The sequence below is a fragment of the Fluviicola chungangensis genome, assembly GCF_007558725.1.
GTDB classification, from domain to species: domain Bacteria; phylum Bacteroidota; class Bacteroidia; order Flavobacteriales_D; family Crocinitomicaceae; genus Fluviicola; species Fluviicola chungangensis.
The window spans coordinates 429,861-447,077 of record NZ_VLPL01000001.1 but is presented as its reverse complement, the minus strand read 5'-3'; the positions used below and the strand labels follow the sequence as shown (position 1 = coordinate 447,077).

General features: G+C 42.0%; 27 protein-coding genes. 24 read left to right on the top strand and 3 right to left on the bottom strand.

Features of this window, described 5'->3' with window-relative positions; all coding sequences use genetic code 11:
- The first annotated feature begins 16 nt into the window (after nucleotides 1–16).
- The 11 genes from FO442_RS02205 to FO442_RS02155 all read left to right on the top strand — a co-directional run bounded on the left by FO442_RS02205 (nucleotide 17) and on the right by FO442_RS02155 (nucleotide 6,852).
- Nucleotides 17–355, top strand: a complete 339-nt coding sequence (locus FO442_RS02205) for a hypothetical protein (protein ID WP_144331502.1) — start codon at nucleotides 17–19, stop codon at nucleotides 353–355.
- 111 nt (nucleotides 356–466) lie between these two features.
- Nucleotides 467–859, top strand: coding sequence for a DUF1801 domain-containing protein (locus FO442_RS02200; RefSeq protein ID WP_144331501.1), 393 nt, complete (start codon nucleotides 467–469; stop codon nucleotides 857–859).
- A gap of 6 nt (nucleotides 860–865) precedes the next feature.
- Nucleotides 866–1,612, top strand: coding sequence for a sterol desaturase family protein (locus tag FO442_RS02195; protein WP_144331500.1), 747 nt, complete (start codon nucleotides 866–868; stop codon nucleotides 1,610–1,612).
- A 428-nt stretch (nucleotides 1,613–2,040) separates the two neighbouring features.
- Nucleotides 2,041–2,904 carry an SDR family NAD(P)-dependent oxidoreductase gene (locus FO442_RS02190; RefSeq protein ID WP_144331499.1) on the top strand — a complete coding sequence of 288 codons (864 nt, stop codon included), beginning with the start codon at nucleotides 2,041–2,043 and terminating at the stop codon, nucleotides 2,902–2,904.
- 64 nt (nucleotides 2,905–2,968) lie between these two features.
- Nucleotides 2,969–3,892: a helix-turn-helix domain-containing protein gene (locus FO442_RS02185; RefSeq protein ID WP_144331498.1), complete on the top strand. Its 924-nt coding sequence runs from the start codon at nucleotides 2,969–2,971 to the stop codon at nucleotides 3,890–3,892.
- Nucleotides 3,893–4,127: 235 nt separating this feature from the next.
- A complete protein-coding gene (locus tag FO442_RS02180) occupies nucleotides 4,128–4,442 on the top strand; it encodes a TfoX/Sxy family protein (RefSeq protein ID WP_186279834.1) in 315 nt (104 codons plus the stop codon).
- 3 nt (nucleotides 4,443–4,445) lie between these two features.
- Nucleotides 4,446–5,003, top strand: coding sequence for a GNAT family N-acetyltransferase (locus FO442_RS02175; RefSeq protein WP_144331496.1), 558 nt, complete (start codon nucleotides 4,446–4,448; stop codon nucleotides 5,001–5,003).
- Between the two features lie 7 nt (nucleotides 5,004–5,010).
- Complete coding sequence (locus FO442_RS02170; RefSeq protein WP_144331495.1) at nucleotides 5,011–5,502, top strand: GNAT family N-acetyltransferase; 492 nt, start codon at nucleotides 5,011–5,013, stop codon at nucleotides 5,500–5,502.
- A gap of 106 nt (nucleotides 5,503–5,608) precedes the next feature.
- Entirely contained in the window at nucleotides 5,609–6,034 is a 426-nt protein-coding gene (locus FO442_RS02165; RefSeq protein WP_222101962.1) for a DUF1801 domain-containing protein, read from the top strand.
- 11 nt (nucleotides 6,035–6,045) lie between these two features.
- The gene (locus FO442_RS02160) at nucleotides 6,046–6,405 is read left to right on the top strand and encodes a hypothetical protein (RefSeq protein ID WP_144331494.1); all 360 of its coding nucleotides are present in this window, start codon (nucleotides 6,046–6,048) and stop codon (nucleotides 6,403–6,405) included.
- Nucleotides 6,406–6,474: 69 nt separating this feature from the next.
- Nucleotides 6,475–6,852, top strand: coding sequence for a hypothetical protein (locus FO442_RS02155; RefSeq protein ID WP_144331493.1), 378 nt, complete (start codon nucleotides 6,475–6,477; stop codon nucleotides 6,850–6,852).
- A gap of 107 nt (nucleotides 6,853–6,959) precedes the next feature.
- Here the strand turns inward: FO442_RS02155 and FO442_RS02150 are convergent, their stop codons facing one another.
- Entirely contained in the window at nucleotides 6,960–7,202 is a 243-nt protein-coding gene (locus FO442_RS02150; protein ID WP_144331492.1) for a hypothetical protein, read from the bottom strand.
- A gap of 218 nt (nucleotides 7,203–7,420) precedes the next feature.
- Complete coding sequence (locus tag FO442_RS02145; protein WP_144331491.1) at nucleotides 7,421–7,660, bottom strand: hypothetical protein; 240 nt, start codon at nucleotides 7,658–7,660, stop codon at nucleotides 7,421–7,423.
- A gap of 473 nt (nucleotides 7,661–8,133) precedes the next feature.
- Between FO442_RS02145 and FO442_RS02140 the strand changes: the two genes are divergently transcribed.
- The 8 genes from FO442_RS02140 (at nucleotide 8,134) to FO442_RS02105 (ending at nucleotide 13,110) form a co-directional block, all read left to right on the top strand.
- Entirely contained in the window at nucleotides 8,134–8,532 is a 399-nt protein-coding gene (locus FO442_RS02140; RefSeq protein ID WP_144331490.1) for an OsmC family protein, read from the top strand.
- A 92-nt stretch (nucleotides 8,533–8,624) separates the two neighbouring features.
- On the top strand, nucleotides 8,625–8,915 hold the full coding sequence (locus tag FO442_RS02135; protein ID WP_144331489.1) for a hypothetical protein: 291 nt from the start codon (nucleotides 8,625–8,627) through the stop codon (nucleotides 8,913–8,915).
- Nucleotides 8,916–8,969: 54 nt separating this feature from the next.
- Nucleotides 8,970–9,413, top strand: coding sequence for a DinB family protein (locus FO442_RS02130; RefSeq protein WP_144331488.1), 444 nt, complete (start codon nucleotides 8,970–8,972; stop codon nucleotides 9,411–9,413).
- A 208-nt stretch (nucleotides 9,414–9,621) separates the two neighbouring features.
- A complete protein-coding gene (locus tag FO442_RS02125) occupies nucleotides 9,622–10,074 on the top strand; it encodes a hypothetical protein (RefSeq protein WP_144331487.1) in 453 nt (150 codons plus the stop codon).
- Nucleotides 10,075–10,078: 4 nt separating this feature from the next.
- On the top strand, nucleotides 10,079–10,639 hold the full coding sequence (locus FO442_RS02120) for a GNAT family N-acetyltransferase (RefSeq protein ID WP_144331486.1): 561 nt from the start codon (nucleotides 10,079–10,081) through the stop codon (nucleotides 10,637–10,639).
- A 109-nt stretch (nucleotides 10,640–10,748) separates the two neighbouring features.
- Nucleotides 10,749–11,318 (top strand): hypothetical protein, encoded by a 570-nt coding sequence (locus FO442_RS02115; protein ID WP_144331485.1) that lies wholly within the window; start codon nucleotides 10,749–10,751, stop codon nucleotides 11,316–11,318.
- A 99-nt stretch (nucleotides 11,319–11,417) separates the two neighbouring features.
- Nucleotides 11,418–12,092 carry a hypothetical protein gene (locus tag FO442_RS02110; protein ID WP_144331484.1) on the top strand — a complete coding sequence of 225 codons (675 nt, stop codon included), beginning with the start codon at nucleotides 11,418–11,420 and terminating at the stop codon, nucleotides 12,090–12,092.
- A 112-nt stretch (nucleotides 12,093–12,204) separates the two neighbouring features.
- Nucleotides 12,205–13,110: an NAD(P)/FAD-dependent oxidoreductase gene (locus FO442_RS02105; RefSeq protein ID WP_144331483.1), complete on the top strand. Its 906-nt coding sequence runs from the start codon at nucleotides 12,205–12,207 to the stop codon at nucleotides 13,108–13,110.
- A 67-nt stretch (nucleotides 13,111–13,177) separates the two neighbouring features.
- Here FO442_RS02105 and FO442_RS02100 read toward each other — a convergent pair whose 3' ends face one another.
- Complete coding sequence (locus tag FO442_RS02100; protein WP_144331482.1) at nucleotides 13,178–14,155, bottom strand: GlxA family transcriptional regulator; 978 nt, start codon at nucleotides 14,153–14,155, stop codon at nucleotides 13,178–13,180.
- Nucleotides 14,156–14,286: 131 nt separating this feature from the next.
- Here FO442_RS02100 and FO442_RS02095 point away from each other — a divergent pair, with 131 nt between their 5' ends.
- The 5 genes from FO442_RS02095 (at nucleotide 14,287) to FO442_RS02075 (ending at nucleotide 17,170) form a co-directional block, all read left to right on the top strand.
- Nucleotides 14,287–14,766, top strand: coding sequence for a DinB family protein (locus FO442_RS02095; RefSeq protein WP_144331481.1), 480 nt, complete (start codon nucleotides 14,287–14,289; stop codon nucleotides 14,764–14,766).
- A 5-nt stretch (nucleotides 14,767–14,771) separates the two neighbouring features.
- A complete protein-coding gene (locus FO442_RS02090) occupies nucleotides 14,772–15,203 on the top strand; it encodes an SRPBCC family protein (protein ID WP_144331480.1) in 432 nt (143 codons plus the stop codon).
- A gap of 150 nt (nucleotides 15,204–15,353) precedes the next feature.
- Nucleotides 15,354–15,860 (top strand): PepSY domain-containing protein, encoded by a 507-nt coding sequence (locus FO442_RS02085; RefSeq protein ID WP_144331479.1) that lies wholly within the window; start codon nucleotides 15,354–15,356, stop codon nucleotides 15,858–15,860.
- 233 nt (nucleotides 15,861–16,093) lie between these two features.
- On the top strand, nucleotides 16,094–16,564 hold the full coding sequence (locus FO442_RS02080) for a helix-turn-helix transcriptional regulator (RefSeq protein ID WP_144331478.1): 471 nt from the start codon (nucleotides 16,094–16,096) through the stop codon (nucleotides 16,562–16,564).
- 78 nt (nucleotides 16,565–16,642) lie between these two features.
- Nucleotides 16,643–17,170 carry a DUF4199 domain-containing protein gene (locus FO442_RS02075; protein WP_144331477.1) on the top strand — a complete coding sequence of 176 codons (528 nt, stop codon included), beginning with the start codon at nucleotides 16,643–16,645 and terminating at the stop codon, nucleotides 17,168–17,170.
- Nucleotides 17,171–17,217: the final 47 nt, after the last annotated feature.

The following is a 17,217-nucleotide window of genomic DNA, read 5'->3' as shown; positions in this document are numbered from 1 at the left end:
ATTCAACTGACTGAGCATGAAGAATGAAGGCAAATTACGGGTCATTAAAACGGTCCACACCGCTATTTGGTTTTTTTTCAACGTGGTGATCTTCTACATGCTTTATGCGGTCATTACGAATAAAATAGACCGCTGGTTGTGGATCGGGTACGGACTTTTTATCCTGGAGGGCATCATCCTGCTGGTTTTTAAATTCTTTTGCCCGTTGACAGTATTGGCCAGGAGATATTCCGATTCTGCAAAAGCCAATTTTGATATTTATCTCCCGGATTGGCTAGCGAAATACAACAAAACAATCTATACCTCCATTCTGGGAGTAATTATCGTTATTACCTTGGTTCGGCTTCTGAAATAAGTTCCTTTGAAACATACTTTACCAGGATATGAATGTCTGGTAGCCGTGTATGAATCACTTTTTGATTGAGAAAGTTGTATTTTAGAACCCAGGATAATAATTCAACAATTAATGGAACCCGAAATCCAAACATACAACCTCTCACAGCAAGACGAATACTTACTCATCTGTGATTTATTGGCGAATGAGATTTGCCGCGGACTTCCTGAGGCCGAAAACAAGATTTGGCATGCGCACCCCGTTTGGTTCCTGGATGGAAACCCGATCGTTGGTTATAGCACTCAAAAGCGTGGAGTGCGGTTGATGTTCTGGAGCGGGAAAGACTTCGACGAACCCGGATTGAATGTAGAGGGAGAAAAGTTTAAAGATGCATCGGTTTTTTATACTGATCTGTCCGAAGTAAACCTGGAGAACCTGGAACGCTGGCTGGAAAAAGGCCGCAACATTCAATGGGATTACAAAAACCTGGTGAAGCGGAAAGGACAATTGGAACGCTTGAAGTAGAAACGTATGGAAGTCATCCCTGGAGCATTGGAGCGCGCCGGTCTTTTCGGTGTGATTGGTTACGGATTGGTCATCAATTTCGCAATTTATATCGGGTCTTTGGGTGTGTATTCAATGCTGAGTGTTTTTCCGGGAAATCAGCGTTTGGGAAATCGGCAACCCGTTATCTTACAGGATATACTGTTGAGTATCGTCACCGTTTTCTGCAATACTCTGGTATTTGTTCTGGGAGTTTATCTCTGGAAATACGGATTCATCAGGCTGGATAAGGAGTACGGTTTTCTTCAGGTGGCAGTGGAACTGGTATCACTGACACTGATCATGGACTTGCTGATGTACGTGTTTCATCGGGCGGTCCATTTCTTAAGTCACATGAAACAAATTCACGAACGGCACCACGAACACCAATCGACGAATCTCCTGAGTTTGTTTGTGCTCCATCCCATTGAGTCCATTGGTTTCGGAGGGATGATGCTTGGCGTTTTGATCTTCTATCCTTTTTCCGCTATGGGAATTTCACTCTATTTGCTGCTCAATTCGCTTTGGGGAACAATCGGACACCTCAATCATTCCATATTGCCTCCGTCCTGGATAAAGCTTGCCAAAAAAGGATTCCTGTGTACTTCAGAATTCCACTACCTGCACCACCGGGACCCGAATTACAATTTTGGTTTTTATACTTCTGTCTGGGATCTTCTTTTTAAAACAATTCATCCTGCTTATAGAAATGCAGCAACAAAAACAACCATTTAAAACAAGATCACAGATCCAATTAGTTGGATCCATAAAATCCGTTAAGTAATCGTCCCAAATATTCATCAGCGAGATCCGCGTGTAGACAAAAAATAAATAAGGATCTTGGATCAAATTAGTTGGATCCGTTAAATCCGTTAAGTAATCGTCCCCAAATATTCATCCGCGAGATCAGCGAGATCCGCGTGTAGACAAAAAATAAATAAGGATCTTGGATCAAATTAGTTGGATCCGTTAAATCCGTTAAGTAATCGTCCCCAAATATTCATCCGCGAGATCAGCGCGCAGACAAAAGAAAATATATACCGAATGCAAAATATCCCGGATAAAAGAGCCCTTCCTCATTTTGGATACAAAGTCCCCCAAAAAGGATACAATCAAAAACCGGGAGTTGAAGACCTTTGGAGTATCATTTAAACAAACAAGTTATGGTACATCAAAAAGACAATTCAAACAACACGTCAACTCCGAAGATTTGGTTTATAACAGGAACTTCCCGGGGGTTCGGGCGTGTCTGGACGGAAGCAATTCTCAAACGCGGCGACAAAGTGGCAGCAACAGCACGTAAACTGGAAAGCATCGCTGATTTCAAAGAAAAATACGGCGACCAGGTCCTCACCCTGGAACTCGATGTGACGAATCACGACCAGGTGAAAAAAGCGGTCGAACAGGCACACGCACATTTCGGAAGACTGGATATTGTGTTCAATAACGCAGGTTATTCATTGGTAGGAACGATCGAAGAAGCAAACGCGGATGAGGTTCGCGCCATGTTCGAAACCAATGTATACGGTCCGCTTGCAGTGATACAGGCGGCTTTGCCATTGTTGCGCAAACAGGGTGGTGGACATATTTTAGGAACATCCAGTAATTTGGGGCATGTGACTTTGCCGGTAATCGGGTACTACTGTTCCTCCAAATGGGCTTTTGAAGCCATTCACGAAAGCCTGGCGGAAGAAGTGAAGGCATTCGGGATCAAAGTAACGATAATCGAACCTGGTGCCTACGCAACGGAATTCGGAAGTCCCGAATCGCTTAAGTTTTCAGAAGGAATGGAACTTTATGCCGGTTACAAAGAAGCGTTTTTCGGACAACTGACCACCATGGAAAGAGGAAACCCGGAAGCAACTCCGCAAGCGCTCTTCCAGATAGTTGATGCAGAAAATCCGCCGCTGAGATTCTTTCTCGGAAGCCACAATTTACCATGGGTGCGCAAAGCTTACGCGGAGCGCATGGAAGAGTGGGAGAAATGGGAGGCGGTTTCCAATTCTGCCCAGGACCTGGTTCATTAAAAAAAAACACAAATGGTAACCGGGAACCAATAGGTTATTCGGTTATCATTGTTTAAATTTCAATATGAAAAAGGAAGAAGTCATTCATCAGCGCTTCAATAGCTTATCGGAAGCATTTCACAGTTTTGGTTTGCCTGACCCGCAGCATCCCCTGATCGGGTTTATCAATGCCGATGCGAGCCAGTCAATAAACGGGAATTTCCCGCAATCGCACGTATTGAATTTTTATAAAATATCCTACAAGCGGCAATTGAGCGGGAAGATCCGATACGGTCAGACATATTATGATTTTGACGGAGGAGGATTGCTCTTTGCTTCGCCTAACCAGATCCTCGGAAATCAGACAGGGACCAACCCCGGGGAATGTTCGCAATATACACTGCTCATTCATCCGGATTTTTTGTGGAATTACCCGCTCGCAAAAAAGATCAGGCAATATGGCTTTTTCTCTTATTCGATCAACGAAGCCCTGCATTTATCCGATAAGGAAAAAGAAACCGTCATTTCCATTTTTAAAAATATTGAGGAAGAATTGAATAGCCGCATCGACGATTTCAGCCAGGATGTGATCATTTCCCAAATCGAATTATTGCTGAATTATGCAAACCGGTTCTACAAGCGTCAGTTCATCACCAGGAAAACAGTCAATGCCGATCTGCTGCAAAAATTGGATGAGATCCTTGATGATCACTTTGACAGCGAGGTTTCCCTCAAACAAGGATTACCGACTGTTCAGTACCTTTCTGAGAAGCTGAATATTTCGCCGAGTTATTTGAGCGACATGCTGCGTTCGTTAACCGGGCAAAATACACAGCAGCATATTCACGACAAACTCATCGAAAAAGCGAAAGAAAAATTGTCGGTGACACAGCTGTCCGTCACTGAAATTGCCTATGAATTGGGGTTTGAATACCCGCAGTCGTTCAGTAAACTCTTCAAAGCGAAAACAAACCAATCGCCCCTCGAATTCAGAAGGACATTTAATTAATAGTTATATTTTTCGATAAATGTTTATCGGTAGTGTGATTTCAATATATTGGAATTTGTACAGGATGAAAATTGAAACAACGAATTTATGTATTTTTAATTCGTGTTTATCCGGGTAATCTCATCCGTTTTGAAAGAATAAAACGAAAAGAACAGCTTGTTACCGATAGATGATACTGGCAGGGATTATCGGTTGTCTTCGGGAGAATGTATTCGGAATAATAGAAAGCAATGGTATGAAAAAAGAAGCAGCAGCGTATCTGGAAATCGGCCGCAAACTGAAAGAAGCTCAGGAAAGCCAGATGTTCGGAAAACCGTGTTTTAAAATCAAAGGAAAGGCTTTTATAAGTTTGTTTGACAACGAAATGGTCTTCAAGCTGACCGGGGAAGTACATCGGGATGCTTTGAGCTTGGATGGTACCCGTCAATTCGATCCTTCCGGTAAGAAACGTCCCATGAAAGAATGGGTACAGGTTCCGTATGATTACGTGGATAAATGGGCGGAATTCGCAAAAGAAGCCTTGAATTATGTCGGATCCGAAACAACCTGAAGCATGATGGACTTTAAACGCATAGAAACAAACCGGCTCTTGCTCAAAGGACTTTCCCCACAGGATATGACCATACTTTTTGAAAATTATCCGAAAGAGGAAATCAAAAGTATCCTGGGGCATCAATCCGAGGAAGCTTACCAAAAGGAAGCATTCAAATACCAAAACGGGTATTCTAGCTACAACCGCAGTTTCTTATTGTTTTTGATGGAATACAAAGCATCGGGAAAGATCATCGGCCGCTGCGGATTGCATAACTGGAATACAGATCATGCACGGGCGGAGATCGGTTATTTCATGGAAGATGAAAGCTTTAAGCAAAAAGGCCTGATGTCGGAAGCGGTGGAAGCAATTGTTGATTACGGGTTTAAAATACTGAACCTGAACCGGATTGAAGCGCTTGTTGCCGATTACAATACCGCTTCGTTGAGATTACTGGAAAAAAATGGGTTTGTGCAGGAAGGTGTTCTTCGGAATCACTACCTGGTGAACGAGGTCTTTGAAGATTCATTGATGTTTGCGAAACTGCGCGAAGAGCACCTGGTACAGGAGGAAAAATGAGATTTCAATGATCAAAACCATAACGATGCATAAAATAGTTCCCTTCGACAAACAATACCAGGAAGAAATCTGTATCCTGATGGATCAAATCCAGAACGAATTCGAAATCCCGTTCCGAAATCCGAACGGGAAGCAAATTTCCGATATTGCAGATCCGGAAAATTTGTTTTGGGTGGCATTGAACGAGAACCGGGTAGTTGGTACGATCGGTTTGACCCGGATCAATTCCTGTTCCGGATTCCTGAGACATCTGTTTGTAGTGAAAGAAAACCGTGGGAAAGGAGGTGTTTCACAAGCCTTGTTGGATACCGCACTTGCAAAAGCGACAGAATTGAATTACGAATCCATTTACCTGGGCACAATGGACCAGTTCAGGGCCGCTCAGAAATTTTATGAGAAGAATCGCTTTAGATGTATTCCCAAAGAAACATTACCTGCTGAGATGCCGGTGAGCCCGGTGGATACGATATTTTATTGTTGGAAGAATGAAAACGCGTAAAGTCATCAATTGTTTCTTTTTCCGATTACGGAGAAGCATCTCAAAAAGAGATCAAAAGTGATATCGCGGAAAACCAAAACATTTACACTATCAAAAAAACAACAGGATGGCAGAAAAGAAACCGAAGTTGGCAGAGATCAAGACCAAACCGACAGCTATCAGCGCAGAAGATTTCATCAATACCATCCCGGATATACAAAAACAAAAAGACTGTTTTGTTTTGATCGATAGGATGAAAAAAGCAACGGGACAAGAACCCGTGATGTGGGGAGGTTCCATTATCGGTTTCGGCAACATGCGGTACGAAAGTCCGCGCACCGGGAGACAAGTCGATTGGTTTCTGGTTGGTTTCTCCCCGCGAAAAGCAAACCTCACACTGTACATTGGAGCAGGAAGTGAAGCACATACGGATGCGTTGAAAATATTGGGAAAACACAAAGTGTCGGGCGGTTGCTTACACATCAACAAACTGGCAGACGTAGACCTGAACGTCCTGCAGGGAATGATCGATTCTTACCTGAGTAGAAAATAATTTTTTTGGATATGGAAACTACTGATTTTGAAGCTCTGGAGCAATATTTTATGAAAGAAATGATGCTGCTTCATCTGAAAAACACGAGTATAAGAAAAGCCGTCAGAACCTTTAATATGACGCGGGAAGAGGCGGAAACCCATTATTTAATTGCCAGAGGTAAGATAAAAAAGCAAGCTGCAAAGAGAGCCTGGACCTATTTATTGATCGGTTCCGTTTTTTTTGGTGTAGGATTCGTTGGGACATTCACCAAAACAGGTTTTGTATTTATTGGCGCCTTATTGGCAGGGACAGCTTGTACAATAACTGCAATAGGACTTTTTCGTTTATCCTTGTTGAGGTCCGAAATTCAGGTTGAAAATCCCGGTTAAGAATGGGATTCGTTCCCAATCTAAAATAATCACTACATTTCCGTGGTAAAAAACCATTCACAAACCGCTATGAAACTATCACGCACATCGCTAAACAGGCTCGAAGGAATCGGATTGGTCCTTATTTTATTCTCCTTTTTTGTACAAAATGCTCAAAGTTACTCTGAAAACTCGTTCAGGGAATCCCAGAATTACCATTTAAACAAAAAACTGGACCATATCTGGACGGTACTGAAGAAACATTATTCGGAAGAACATCAGCAAGCTGCAACGAAAGTAGACCTACAAACCTTTAACAAGGATTGGGAGTTTTATTCCCGGCAGGTGAAAGAATTGGAAAACTGGGAAGAGAAAATCGGGTTCTTCTCTCAAATCGGCACCTGGATTTTTGTGCTTGGAACCATGATGGTCATTGCGCCGAAGTTCATTAATGAAAGAGAAGGATAAGAGAAAAAATGAGATCAAAGCGGGGAAAGGAAACCACTTAATAGGGCAGTTCCTTTTGACAAAAATAGAAACGCCGCAAAACAAACTTTCACAGCGTCTAAAATCAGTTACCGGATATCACATTCTCTCGTATAATTTCCGTAAAGGTCTGTTCCGGTTTCTTCCAGGTCATTGCATTTTTTTTCTGCCCGCAAACGGGAGTCTTTAAATGTATAATTCCCGTCTGATGAACTATTTCTGTTTCCGTCACTGTCTGTACGAACCTTCGCACATTCACAGGTGTAATCTTTTTTGCAGGATACCAGTGTAAATCCCGCCAAGAATAGTGCTGTTACAATTACGTGTTTCATAATCGTCCTTTTAGGGTGTTTCTAAAAAAGTTCCGCAGGGAACAACCCTTGAAATATGAAGAATTTACGAAATAAATCTATTACACAAAAAACTCAAAAATTTACATAATTCTTAGATTTGTTAAATAAAAATACAGTCAGCGGGGAATGCTTTTTCCAAAAAAAAACGCCGCAAAACAAAAATGTTGCGGCGTTCTCCCGTTAAATAGTCCGATATCTTAGATATCACACTCTCTGGTGTAACTTCCAAGAAGATCAGTACCCGTTTCTTCCATGTCGTTGCATCGGTCTTCGGCACGCGGACGGGTATCTTTAAATGTATAGGTACCGTCAGAATTAGTAACGGTGTTTCCATTATCATCCGTTCGGATTTTTCTGCACTCGCACGTGTAATCTTTTTTGCAGGATGCCAGTGCAAAACCTGACAATACCACTATTGCGAAAATGACTCTTTTCATAATTGTTTATTTTTTAAGGTGTTTTTTGAATGTGTGAAACAACTGGAACAAAGATGGGCGATCATACTAAAATTTCTGTTACAGAAGTTTCCTGAAAACTTACATGATTGCCAGATTCAGTTGATTTTATGCCGGATCGACGAAGTGTGAATGATGTAAATTTTTTAAATAATTTCATAACAAACACTGTTTTTTTCTGATCATCTTTATTGCTGACAATACAAAACAGAGCACCCTGATCCTTCGGTTTGGAAATGTAACCGAAGGACAACAGCGGGTAAGGCATAAAAGGATGTACATCGGGTTAAACGCGATGTGAAATCCTCCTCGGGTTGTGGTTGCAATCCGGTCCGCAGAAGTGGAACGGATTGGTGCGGTAGGTAGGGAGAAGTGTATCAGATTAGTTTGATACACTTTTCTGGTTTAAAAAGGGTATCTTTCGATTTATTGAGAAGCAACATAACAAATAACCGATGGCATCAGTAACGGCGAGTATCAAAAAAGAACTGTACAGGGTAGAAATAGAATCCCCCTCAGGAAATGTGGTGATAGCGGATGAACCTTTGGAAAGCGGAGGAAAGGACCTGGGGTTTTCACCGACTGAATTACTGGCATCCTCTTTAGCTGCCTGTACCAGTGCAACCCTGCGTATTTATGCAGACAGCAAAGGTTGGGACCTTCAGGAAGTCAAGCTGGAAATTGACCTGGAACGGGATGAAGAAGGAAATAAAACCGTCATTAACCGAAAAATGCAGTTGATCGGGAACCTGGACGAAAAACAGCATGAACGCTTATTCAAAGTGGCAAATGCCTGCCCGGTACATAAGATCCTGACCAATCCGATCGAAATCAATACGGAGATTCTTCCATAGCTGTTTTTTTTCAAAAATAATTGCAAAATCCCGATTTAATTTTTTACTTTGTTTTTCAAAGTACTTTACTTGTTTTTTTAAAATAGCTAAACATGAAAAACAAACGATTACTGATTATTTTGTCACTAGTAGGAGTACTATTGCTGATACCGCTTATTGCCATGCAGTTTACAATGGAGGTGAACTGGTCTGTATCTGATTTCGTGATAATGGCAATCTTACTGCTTGGAACCGGCCTGGGATGTGAATTGATCCTGCGAAAAATAAAAAAACGCGAAAACAGGATGATTCTTTGTTTAGCTGTATTGGGTGCATTCCTGCTGATCTGGATGGAACTTGCAGTGGGTATTTTCGGAACTCCGTTTGCCGATCTTAATCAATGAATGCTTATTTTGAAAGAGAATCTTATATTTATAGGGTAAGAAAGTTCCTTCAAAATGACTGAAACAACCAAACGACTGGAAGAGCTTCTGAAATCCGGATCGGCTTATTTGGAGGTGGCTTCGGATTCCGATTTAAAGCACAAACGTTTGCCTGGAAAATGGTCCAAACAGGAAATTTTAGGCCATTTGATCGATTCGGGAATCAACAACCTGCAGCGTTTTACGGAAATTCAGTTTGCAGAAACACCGTATCGGATCCGAAAGTATGAACAGGATCACCTGGTGATTGCAAATGACTACCAGCACGCCGAAACCGGTGAATTGCTTTCATTGTGGCTTGCCTTAAACAAAAGGATTAACCAGGTAATGCGGCAACAAACGGAAACAGCTTTGAAAACTGAAATCATTCTTCCGGACGGACAGCTTTCTGATTTGAAATTTCTGATGGTTGATTATGTGGACCATTTGGAGTACCATTTGAAACAAATCATCCATTAAACTTCTCTGCTGACCAAACGCTGCGGATGGGAGTGCATTTTGATAAAGAAGGGAAGAGGGGCCTGATATGGTTTCGAAAACCAAGGAGTATAAACGTTATCTTGAAAAGCCTGATGCTTCTAAAAGCTTTGGGATCTCCCCGCTAAAAAATGCGTATTCTTGTAATCAGGTATTCTTAGTGTTGAATGCCTTGTAAAGAATAGGAAAGATGAAACACATACACATCCTTTTTTGGTTCATTTCGATTGGAATATTCAGTGCTTGTGCCGAAGACAAAACGGAAAACAACCTGGAGACCGGCGAACGCACCTTCATCGAAGAATTAGGGATTTTGGACCCCGGGGAAGAAATGGAAATGTTTGAATGCAACAGTGGGTTTGATGACGTGACAAAATCCGGGAATTTTATTACAAATCGCAGGATTGCCTCTTACTGGATCGAAGACGGGAAGAAAGAAATTCATTCCGCTCTTTTCGGGAATGAGATTGATTCCTTGTCCCAAACAGATAATCACACCAAATTGACCTATGCTTCCTTTGTGACGGTGTATAAAACAGACGGAAGTTCTTTCAATGTGTACATTGATAAAGACAGTACCCGCGTACATGACTTTTTCAACAAAGCACAGACAAATTGGGAAAGTAAACGAAAGAATAACTAATTCCATGAACGAATTTACACTGCAAACCACCAAATTAACCCTCAAAGAATTGGAATTGGAAGATCTGCATCAAATTCATATACTTCATTCCCTGCCTGAAACCGATGAGTTCAATACAATGGGAATTCCTGCTGATATTTCCGTAACTGAAACCATGCTGGCAGATTGGATTGGAATGCGGGAACTGGAACCCAGAACACGCTATGTCTTTAAGATTGAGTGTTATAAGCAGTTTGTCGGGTTGATTGGATTGAAGAATCTGGGAGTACCAAATTACAGATCCGGAGAAGTGTGGTATAAGCTCCACAAAGATCATTGGGGAAACGGGTACGCCACGGAAGCCCTGCAGCGCATATTGGAATTTTGTTTCTCGGAATTGGACCTGCACCGGGTCGAAGCCGGTTGCGCTGTTGAAAATTACGGGTCGGTTCGTGTACTTGAAAAAGTTGGAATGATTCGGGAGGGGCGAACGAAGAAGAAATTGCCGATCCGAGGGGAATGGGTGGACAGTTACTTTTACGCTATTTTGGAAGAAGATTTTTCGGCAAGAGAATCCCGGAAATAAATAGTATTAAATAGTCTCAAACCGGGAAAAAAAGAAGGAATACGATTATTTCTAGGAGAGAACATTTATTTTTATGCGATCTACCCTTAATTTGAAAATCCATCTGACAATGAAACGCATTTTATCTCCGCCAAAAGAGTACCGAAAGACTGTCCTCAGCCTGCTGTTACTTCTTTTATCCCTGAATCTCTTCGGGCAGCAGAAACTCATTCTTCATAATAAATTCAGAAAAAAACAGACAAAAGAATTGAATCTGACCTATGCAGTGACTGTGACCACTACCTTGGGAAAGTTTGATTATTGCCAGTTAGGAGTACTTAACGACACTTCCCTGACTATTCGTTCCAGGAAATGGGTGGGTCAAACTTACAGCGATACCACATTTATGATCCCGATTCATCAGGTGATAAAACTCGAGTACGATAAAATGAATAGACGCAAATTGGCTTTACCGGCGACGTTGGCGGGAATGGGCGGGGCTGTTGGCCTGATCGCACTTCCCATCGAGGCAGCAAAAGGAAATCGGGAATCTGTTGCTTCCGGAGCAATTGTTTTGGGATCATTGGAAGCGATTTGTCTTTCGATTATGTATATCGGAACGCGAAAAACCAGCTATGAACTCGGACATAAATGGATCCTGGTTGTAGAGAGTTCAGCAATCTCTCCACCGGTTCGTTAAACGGATTAGGATGATAAAAAATTCTCATAGGGAGTGTCCCTTTGCTTGGCAGTGGTCAATAAAATTCAATAATAGAATCAATACCTTTCAATATACCTAATGGATTTCGAAAAAAAATACCCGATGACGCAAAGGCCCAATGAATATTTAGTGGTTCAATGGACACGAGGCTACAAACAAGTGAATGTCTATTTTAACGATGAACTCATCGGCTCCGTTCAAGGGGCGGCCAAATTGCTGAAAGGCATCTCACTTCCTTCCGATTTGGGAACACTGACCCTGAAATTGTCTGAAAAACCGGTTACACTGGATGTCATTGTAGACGGATACCACAGCCGGGTAAATGTTTCACATCCGGTAAAAGAATTGAAGAAAACAAGTACTTATTTTTGGATTATCTCTGCCTTCGCTCTGATTGCGGGGGGAATTGATATGGGAATTTTCTTAGAATGGAGCGGAGTGGGAACCATTGTATTCAGTATGAATCTCATTGTTTTTGTCTTGTATATTTTAAGTGCGGTATTTGTAGGACAAGGAAAACCCTGGGGTTTTTATCTAGGGTTTGCGGTTTTCTCTTTCTGCACGCTCATTGCTTTGCTTGCTTTGATGGGTGGATTGGTGGGAGGTTTTATCTTGTATATTTTTATGGCCGTTCGGATCGGTGGACTGGTCATTTTGATAATGAACCTGAAAACGGCCAATGCTGCTGTCAGGCATTTAAAGTACCGTGATCCCGTAATGGAAGATTTGCTCGATTCGAAAATAAGGGAATGAGTCAGGAAGCTTCTAATTATTCGTGCCATTTTTTTAACCAAATTACTTTAATGCAATTTAGTTGCATTAATAAAAAAGTGTATATTTGCCGGACAAACAAACTTTTAGCAACATGACAAACAAGATTTACGACGCAATCATCATTGGTGGAAGCTATGCAGGGCTTTCCGCAGGAATGGCCCTGGGAAGATCGCTCAGAAATGTACTCATTATTGACAGCGGGAAACCATGCAATGCGCAAACACCGCATTCCCACAACTTCATTACTCAAGACGGTGAAACACCGCATGCCATCGCATCGAAAGCCAGGGAGCAGGTAGCGCAATACAAAACAGTGGAATTTTACTCCGGTTTGGCCATTGGTGCAGAGAAAACAATTGATGGATTCACCGTCACGACTGAAAACGGGGAAACTTTCCGGGCTAAGAAACTGGTGTTTGCAACCGGGGTCAAAGACGTCATGCTACCGATCAGGGGAGCAGCTGCCTGTTGGGGAATTTCCATGATCCATTGTCCGTATTGTCACGGCTATGAGGTAAGGAACGAGAAAACAGGAATCCTGGCAAACGGAGAAATGGCATTTGAATTTTCAAAGCTTATCCGAAACTGGACCAAAGATCTGACCTTATTTACGAACGGAAAATCCACTCTAAAGGCAGAACATGCCGCTAAACTAAGGGAGCACGGAATAGACATAAATGAAGAAGAGATCGATGCATTTGAGCACGTTGGTGGTTTCTTGGAACAGGTCCATTTCAAAAACGGGAAGACCATCAGGCTCAAAGCCATGTATACCAAACTGCCTTTTATACAGCATTCGGACTTACCCGAAAAATTAGGATGTGCATTTACCGAACAGGGTTTTATCCAGGTCGATTCGTTTCAAAAAACGAGTATTCCAGGAGTTTATGCCTGTGGTGACAATGTGACCCAGATGCGGTCCGTTGCCAACGCAGTGGCGGCGGGAACACTTACCGGTGCCATGCTCAATCGGGAATTAATCGACGAAGCATTTTGATTCGGATAGAATTCCGTATTGAATGATTTGTTATGTATTTAATTATGAGTAAATTATCATTTATTACTTAAACTTTTTCTTTGTTATACCTTCCTTTGTATTCAACCGGAGACATTCCCGTAAACTTTCGGAATACTTCCCGGAAAGCCTTTAGATCGGAATAACCGACCTCATACATGACTTCGCTCACTGTTTTCCGGCTTAGTTCCAATGACTTTTTGGCCGATTCTACTTTGACGCGCTGAAGGTATTCGATCGGTGTGTTCCCGGTTGCTTTGATAAATCTGCGGTCAAAATTCCTTCTCCCGACGGAAAATCGGGTGGATAATTCTTCCACGGAGATCTTGTTGCGGAAATTTTCCTCCAGGTAGTTTTGAACTTCTTTCACAACCTCGTCATCGTGTTGCTTTTGTCCCCTGAACATGGTAAAGACGGATTGACTTTTGCGGTCCGGCTCTATTTGGAATACCTTGGAGCAGTAAATCGCTGTTTGCCTGTCGTAGTATTTTTCGATCAGGTAAATAATCAGGTTCAGGAATGAATAGGCGCCTCCGTTTGTGTAAATTCCATGTTCGTCGGTGATCAGCTGGTCTGTTTGCAGCTTTACTTTTGGAAATCGCATCCTGAAATCTTCTGCCGCACTCCAATGGGTCGAACAATTTTTGCCGTCGAGCATCCCGGAAGCCGCCAGGATGAAAGCGCCGGTACAAATACTTGCTACTTCAGCACCTTCCTTGTACTGCTTTTCAATCCAGGAAATCAATGCATCATTCAATGATAAGGTGTGTGAATAGTTGTGATTCAGGGAAGGTACAATGATCAGGTCGGTTTTTGAAATGCGCGAAATAGTGGTATGCGGTTTTACGGAAAATAATCCCTCATAAAAATCTACCTGGTCGGAAAGCCCGGCAAGCTGAATCTTGAAAATTTCTTCCCCGCCTCTTTCCTTCCAATAATCATTTGCCCTTGAAAATAGTTTGTAGCTGCCAACAAGACTGCTTAAATTGTTTTCACCGTCGGGGACGATGATCGTCAAATGCTTCATGAAACCTTTTTTACAAAAGTAGGTAATTGACATGTCCAAATCAACCCGTTAGATTGTCTTTTTTACACCTTTCAGGATTCGGATCCGGACCATACATTTGTCATATCGAATAACAAACTAAAACGTACAAGATGAATACAACACAAACAATGGTAAAACTGATATTAGACAGATGGGAAGCGTCTATGCATAACTGCGATACACTTTTAAAGGAATTGTCGGACGATCAGTTGCAACAGGAGGCGGCGCCTGGCAAGAACCGGGGGATTTATTTATTGGGACATTTGATTGCCGTGCATGACAACATGCTTCCCTTATTGAATTTCGGGGAGAAACAGTATCCGGACTTGACGAAACCGTTTATTGAATCGCCGGATAAAGCAGTCGGTGAAATTCCTTCTGCCCGTGAATTGCGCGCAATCTGGGATAAGCAAAAAGCTCATTTAAAAACTGAAATGGACCGGGTAAAAGCGGAAGATTGGTTCGGAAGACATACCGCTGTATCTGAAGAGGATTTTGCAAAAGAACCGCACCGGAACAAACTGAACATTATCCTGACAAGAACAACCCACCTGGCATATCACACCGGACAATTAATTTACCTAAAATAAGCAGGATGGAAACAACAGATTTTACCTTCAAATTACTGACGGAGAAAAGTCCGGAGCATGTTTTTAAAACCATCCGGGATGTACGCTCGTGGTGGTCGGGCCTCTACAATGAATCGTTTACGGGAGAGACACATGAATTGAATGACGAATTCAGTTTCAGGGCAGGAGAAGGAGCTCATTACTCCAAACAAAAACTGATTGAAGTGATTCCGAATAAAAAAGTCGTGTGGCAAATCACGGAAAGTGAGTTGAGCTTCCTGGAACAAACCGATGAATGGGTCGGAACGAAAGTGATTTTCGACATCGCGGAAAAAGACGGGAAGACTGAATTGACTTTTACACACCAAGGACTAACTCCCGAAATTGAATGTTACGATTCATGTGCACCGGCCTGGAGCATGTATTTACAGGATAAATTATTACCGCTTTTAAAATAGGATCGGTATAGCGATTTACCGCAAAGATCAAAGTTTGGAGGATATTTCCTTTGTTTACGTTGATCTTTGTGGTTTTTATTGTGAAAAACCGACCTTAAAATCACCTGTTTTAGTGAAATGGATTATCGGTTGATTTGTTAATTTTGCCGCATGAATAACTCAAAACTCTCCATGCGTGTTCTTCACCGCTACCTCGGTTTTTTTCTTGCCGGAATTATGGCAGTTTATGCAATCAGTGGAATTGTCCTGATCTTTCGCGATACGGATTTTCTCAAACGGGAACAGACCGAAGAACGGAAGGTCGCACCGGATATCAAAAAAGAGAACCTGGGAAAAGTGCTTGAACTGCGCAGATACCGCTTTGAAAGGGAAGAAGGAAGCATGATTTATTTCAATAACGGTGATTATAACCGGGAAACAGGGATGGCACACATCCGATCGAAAGAACTTCCGTACATCCTGGATAAGATGACCCATTTGCACAAAGCATCTACCGATGATCCGCTCTATTGGCTGAATATTTTCTTTGGTGTTTCCCTTTTGTTTTTCGTTATTTCTGCGTTCTGGATGTACTTGCCGAAAACCAAGGTGTTTAAAGCGGGACTGTTGTATTCATTAGCCGGAGTGATTTTGACTTTGATCTTATTATTGGTATAAATTTGTGATAATTCGCCGAATCGAACAATAAACAGATGAATGACTTCATGGAATCATTTTCGGAAAAGGACTTAAATGGATCTTCAGTGCCGCATATTTAGCAGTGCATGAAAGAAATGATAAAAAACGATTTGACGGCCGGAAAGCAGCGGGAATCCCTTGGTACTTAATGGATTTGAACAATTTCGCTTGGAGCAGATGATTTCCTGTATCTTTGTCTTTCAGGTAAGAATATGTTACAAAAATTATTCGGATCATATAAATTGATTTTGCTTTACGGGGTTTCACTTGCAGGATTATTGTTCCTCGTACGCTGGCTGGAATTCCGTGTGATGATGATCAGCCACGCAACGGAATTGTATGTGGCGGCCATTGCCATTGTATTTATGGTACTGGGAATTTGGCTGGCGAAGCAACTGACCAAACCGAAAACCGTGCTGGTCGAAAAGACGGTCTATGTTTCTCCATCCGGAGCTTTTGAAAGGAATGAAAAAGCCATCGAAGAATTGGGGATCAGTAAACGCGAACTGGAAGTACTGGAACTGATCGCTCAGGGATTAAGCAACAACGAAATTGCGGAGCGGTTATTCGTATCACTGAATACAATCAAAACGCATAGTTCCAAGTTATTTGAAAAACTGGAGGTCAACCGAAGAACCCAGGCAGTTGAAGCGGCAAAACGAATGGGAATTATTCCGCTTTAAACCTCAAAATCACCCGAAAGTATGAGTGATAAAACCATACTGGACCTCACTTTTGCTGAAATTTTAAAACAAAGAAATATGAAAAAAAATGTATTGGTTTTTGGAGCTGTTTCAGGGTTGATCAGCGTTTTGTGGTTCTTGTTCGCAATGACCTTCCTGGATTTTGATACGCATATGACATGGGGAATGTACTTGGGATATGCTTCTATGTTTATTGCAAACATTTTCCTGGTGATCGGGGTGAAAAACTATCGGGATAAATACAATGGAGGAGTAATAACTTTTGGGAAAGCGTTTAAGGTAGGAATTTTGATTGCGTTGGTCGCGTCCACGGTGTATGTGCTGACTTGGCTGATTTATTACTATACTTCCGGAACTGATTTTATGGAAGTATATGCGGAATGCATGAAAAAAGAATTGGTCGACAGCGGTGCAAGTGCAGCAGCGATTGCAAAGCAGGATGCCGAAATGAAAGAATTTGCTGTGATGTACCGGAATCCGTTCTTCAATGCAGCCGTGACTTACATGGAAATCCTTCCGATGGGAATTCTGTTCACCGTGATTACGGCGGTTGTTATGAGAAGAAAAGTACCGAAATCCAATTGATTTATCGGGCAAACTATCCGGGCAGTCTTTGATTTTACTCAAAAACA

Coding starts and splice junctions, on each gene's coding strand:
- FO442_RS02205 (WP_144331502.1), top strand. CDS start 17: ATGAAGAATGAAGGCAAATTACGGGTCATTAAAACGGTCCACACCGCT.
- FO442_RS02200 (WP_144331501.1), top strand. CDS start 467: ATGGAACCCGAAATCCAAACATACAACCTCTCACAGCAAGACGAATAC.
- FO442_RS02195 (WP_144331500.1), top strand. CDS start 866: ATGGAAGTCATCCCTGGAGCATTGGAGCGCGCCGGTCTTTTCGGTGTG.
- FO442_RS02190 (WP_144331499.1), top strand. CDS start 2,041: ATGGTACATCAAAAAGACAATTCAAACAACACGTCAACTCCGAAGATT.
- FO442_RS02185 (WP_144331498.1), top strand. CDS start 2,969: ATGAAAAAGGAAGAAGTCATTCATCAGCGCTTCAATAGCTTATCGGAA.
- FO442_RS02180 (WP_186279834.1), top strand. CDS start 4,128: ATGAAAAAAGAAGCAGCAGCGTATCTGGAAATCGGCCGCAAACTGAAA.
- FO442_RS02175 (WP_144331496.1), top strand. CDS start 4,446: ATGATGGACTTTAAACGCATAGAAACAAACCGGCTCTTGCTCAAAGGA.
- FO442_RS02170 (WP_144331495.1), top strand. CDS start 5,011: ATGATCAAAACCATAACGATGCATAAAATAGTTCCCTTCGACAAACAA.
- FO442_RS02165 (WP_222101962.1), top strand. CDS start 5,609: ATGGCAGAAAAGAAACCGAAGTTGGCAGAGATCAAGACCAAACCGACA.
- FO442_RS02160 (WP_144331494.1), top strand. CDS start 6,046: ATGGAAACTACTGATTTTGAAGCTCTGGAGCAATATTTTATGAAAGAA.
- FO442_RS02155 (WP_144331493.1), top strand. CDS start 6,475: ATGAAACTATCACGCACATCGCTAAACAGGCTCGAAGGAATCGGATTG.
- FO442_RS02150 (WP_144331492.1), bottom strand. CDS start 7,202: ATGAAACACGTAATTGTAACAGCACTATTCTTGGCGGGATTTACACTG.
- FO442_RS02145 (WP_144331491.1), bottom strand. CDS start 7,660: ATGAAAAGAGTCATTTTCGCAATAGTGGTATTGTCAGGTTTTGCACTG.
- FO442_RS02140 (WP_144331490.1), top strand. CDS start 8,134: ATGGCATCAGTAACGGCGAGTATCAAAAAAGAACTGTACAGGGTAGAA.
- FO442_RS02135 (WP_144331489.1), top strand. CDS start 8,625: ATGAAAAACAAACGATTACTGATTATTTTGTCACTAGTAGGAGTACTA.
- FO442_RS02130 (WP_144331488.1), top strand. CDS start 8,970: ATGACTGAAACAACCAAACGACTGGAAGAGCTTCTGAAATCCGGATCG.
- FO442_RS02125 (WP_144331487.1), top strand. CDS start 9,622: ATGAAACACATACACATCCTTTTTTGGTTCATTTCGATTGGAATATTC.
- FO442_RS02120 (WP_144331486.1), top strand. CDS start 10,079: ATGAACGAATTTACACTGCAAACCACCAAATTAACCCTCAAAGAATTG.
- FO442_RS02115 (WP_144331485.1), top strand. CDS start 10,749: ATGAAACGCATTTTATCTCCGCCAAAAGAGTACCGAAAGACTGTCCTC.
- FO442_RS02110 (WP_144331484.1), top strand. CDS start 11,418: ATGGATTTCGAAAAAAAATACCCGATGACGCAAAGGCCCAATGAATAT.
- FO442_RS02105 (WP_144331483.1), top strand. CDS start 12,205: ATGACAAACAAGATTTACGACGCAATCATCATTGGTGGAAGCTATGCA.
- FO442_RS02100 (WP_144331482.1), bottom strand. CDS start 14,155: ATGAAGCATTTGACGATCATCGTCCCCGACGGTGAAAACAATTTAAGC.
- FO442_RS02095 (WP_144331481.1), top strand. CDS start 14,287: ATGAATACAACACAAACAATGGTAAAACTGATATTAGACAGATGGGAA.
- FO442_RS02090 (WP_144331480.1), top strand. CDS start 14,772: ATGGAAACAACAGATTTTACCTTCAAATTACTGACGGAGAAAAGTCCG.
- FO442_RS02085 (WP_144331479.1), top strand. CDS start 15,354: ATGAATAACTCAAAACTCTCCATGCGTGTTCTTCACCGCTACCTCGGT.
- FO442_RS02080 (WP_144331478.1), top strand. CDS start 16,094: ATGTTACAAAAATTATTCGGATCATATAAATTGATTTTGCTTTACGGG.
- FO442_RS02075 (WP_144331477.1), top strand. CDS start 16,643: ATGAAAAAAAATGTATTGGTTTTTGGAGCTGTTTCAGGGTTGATCAGC.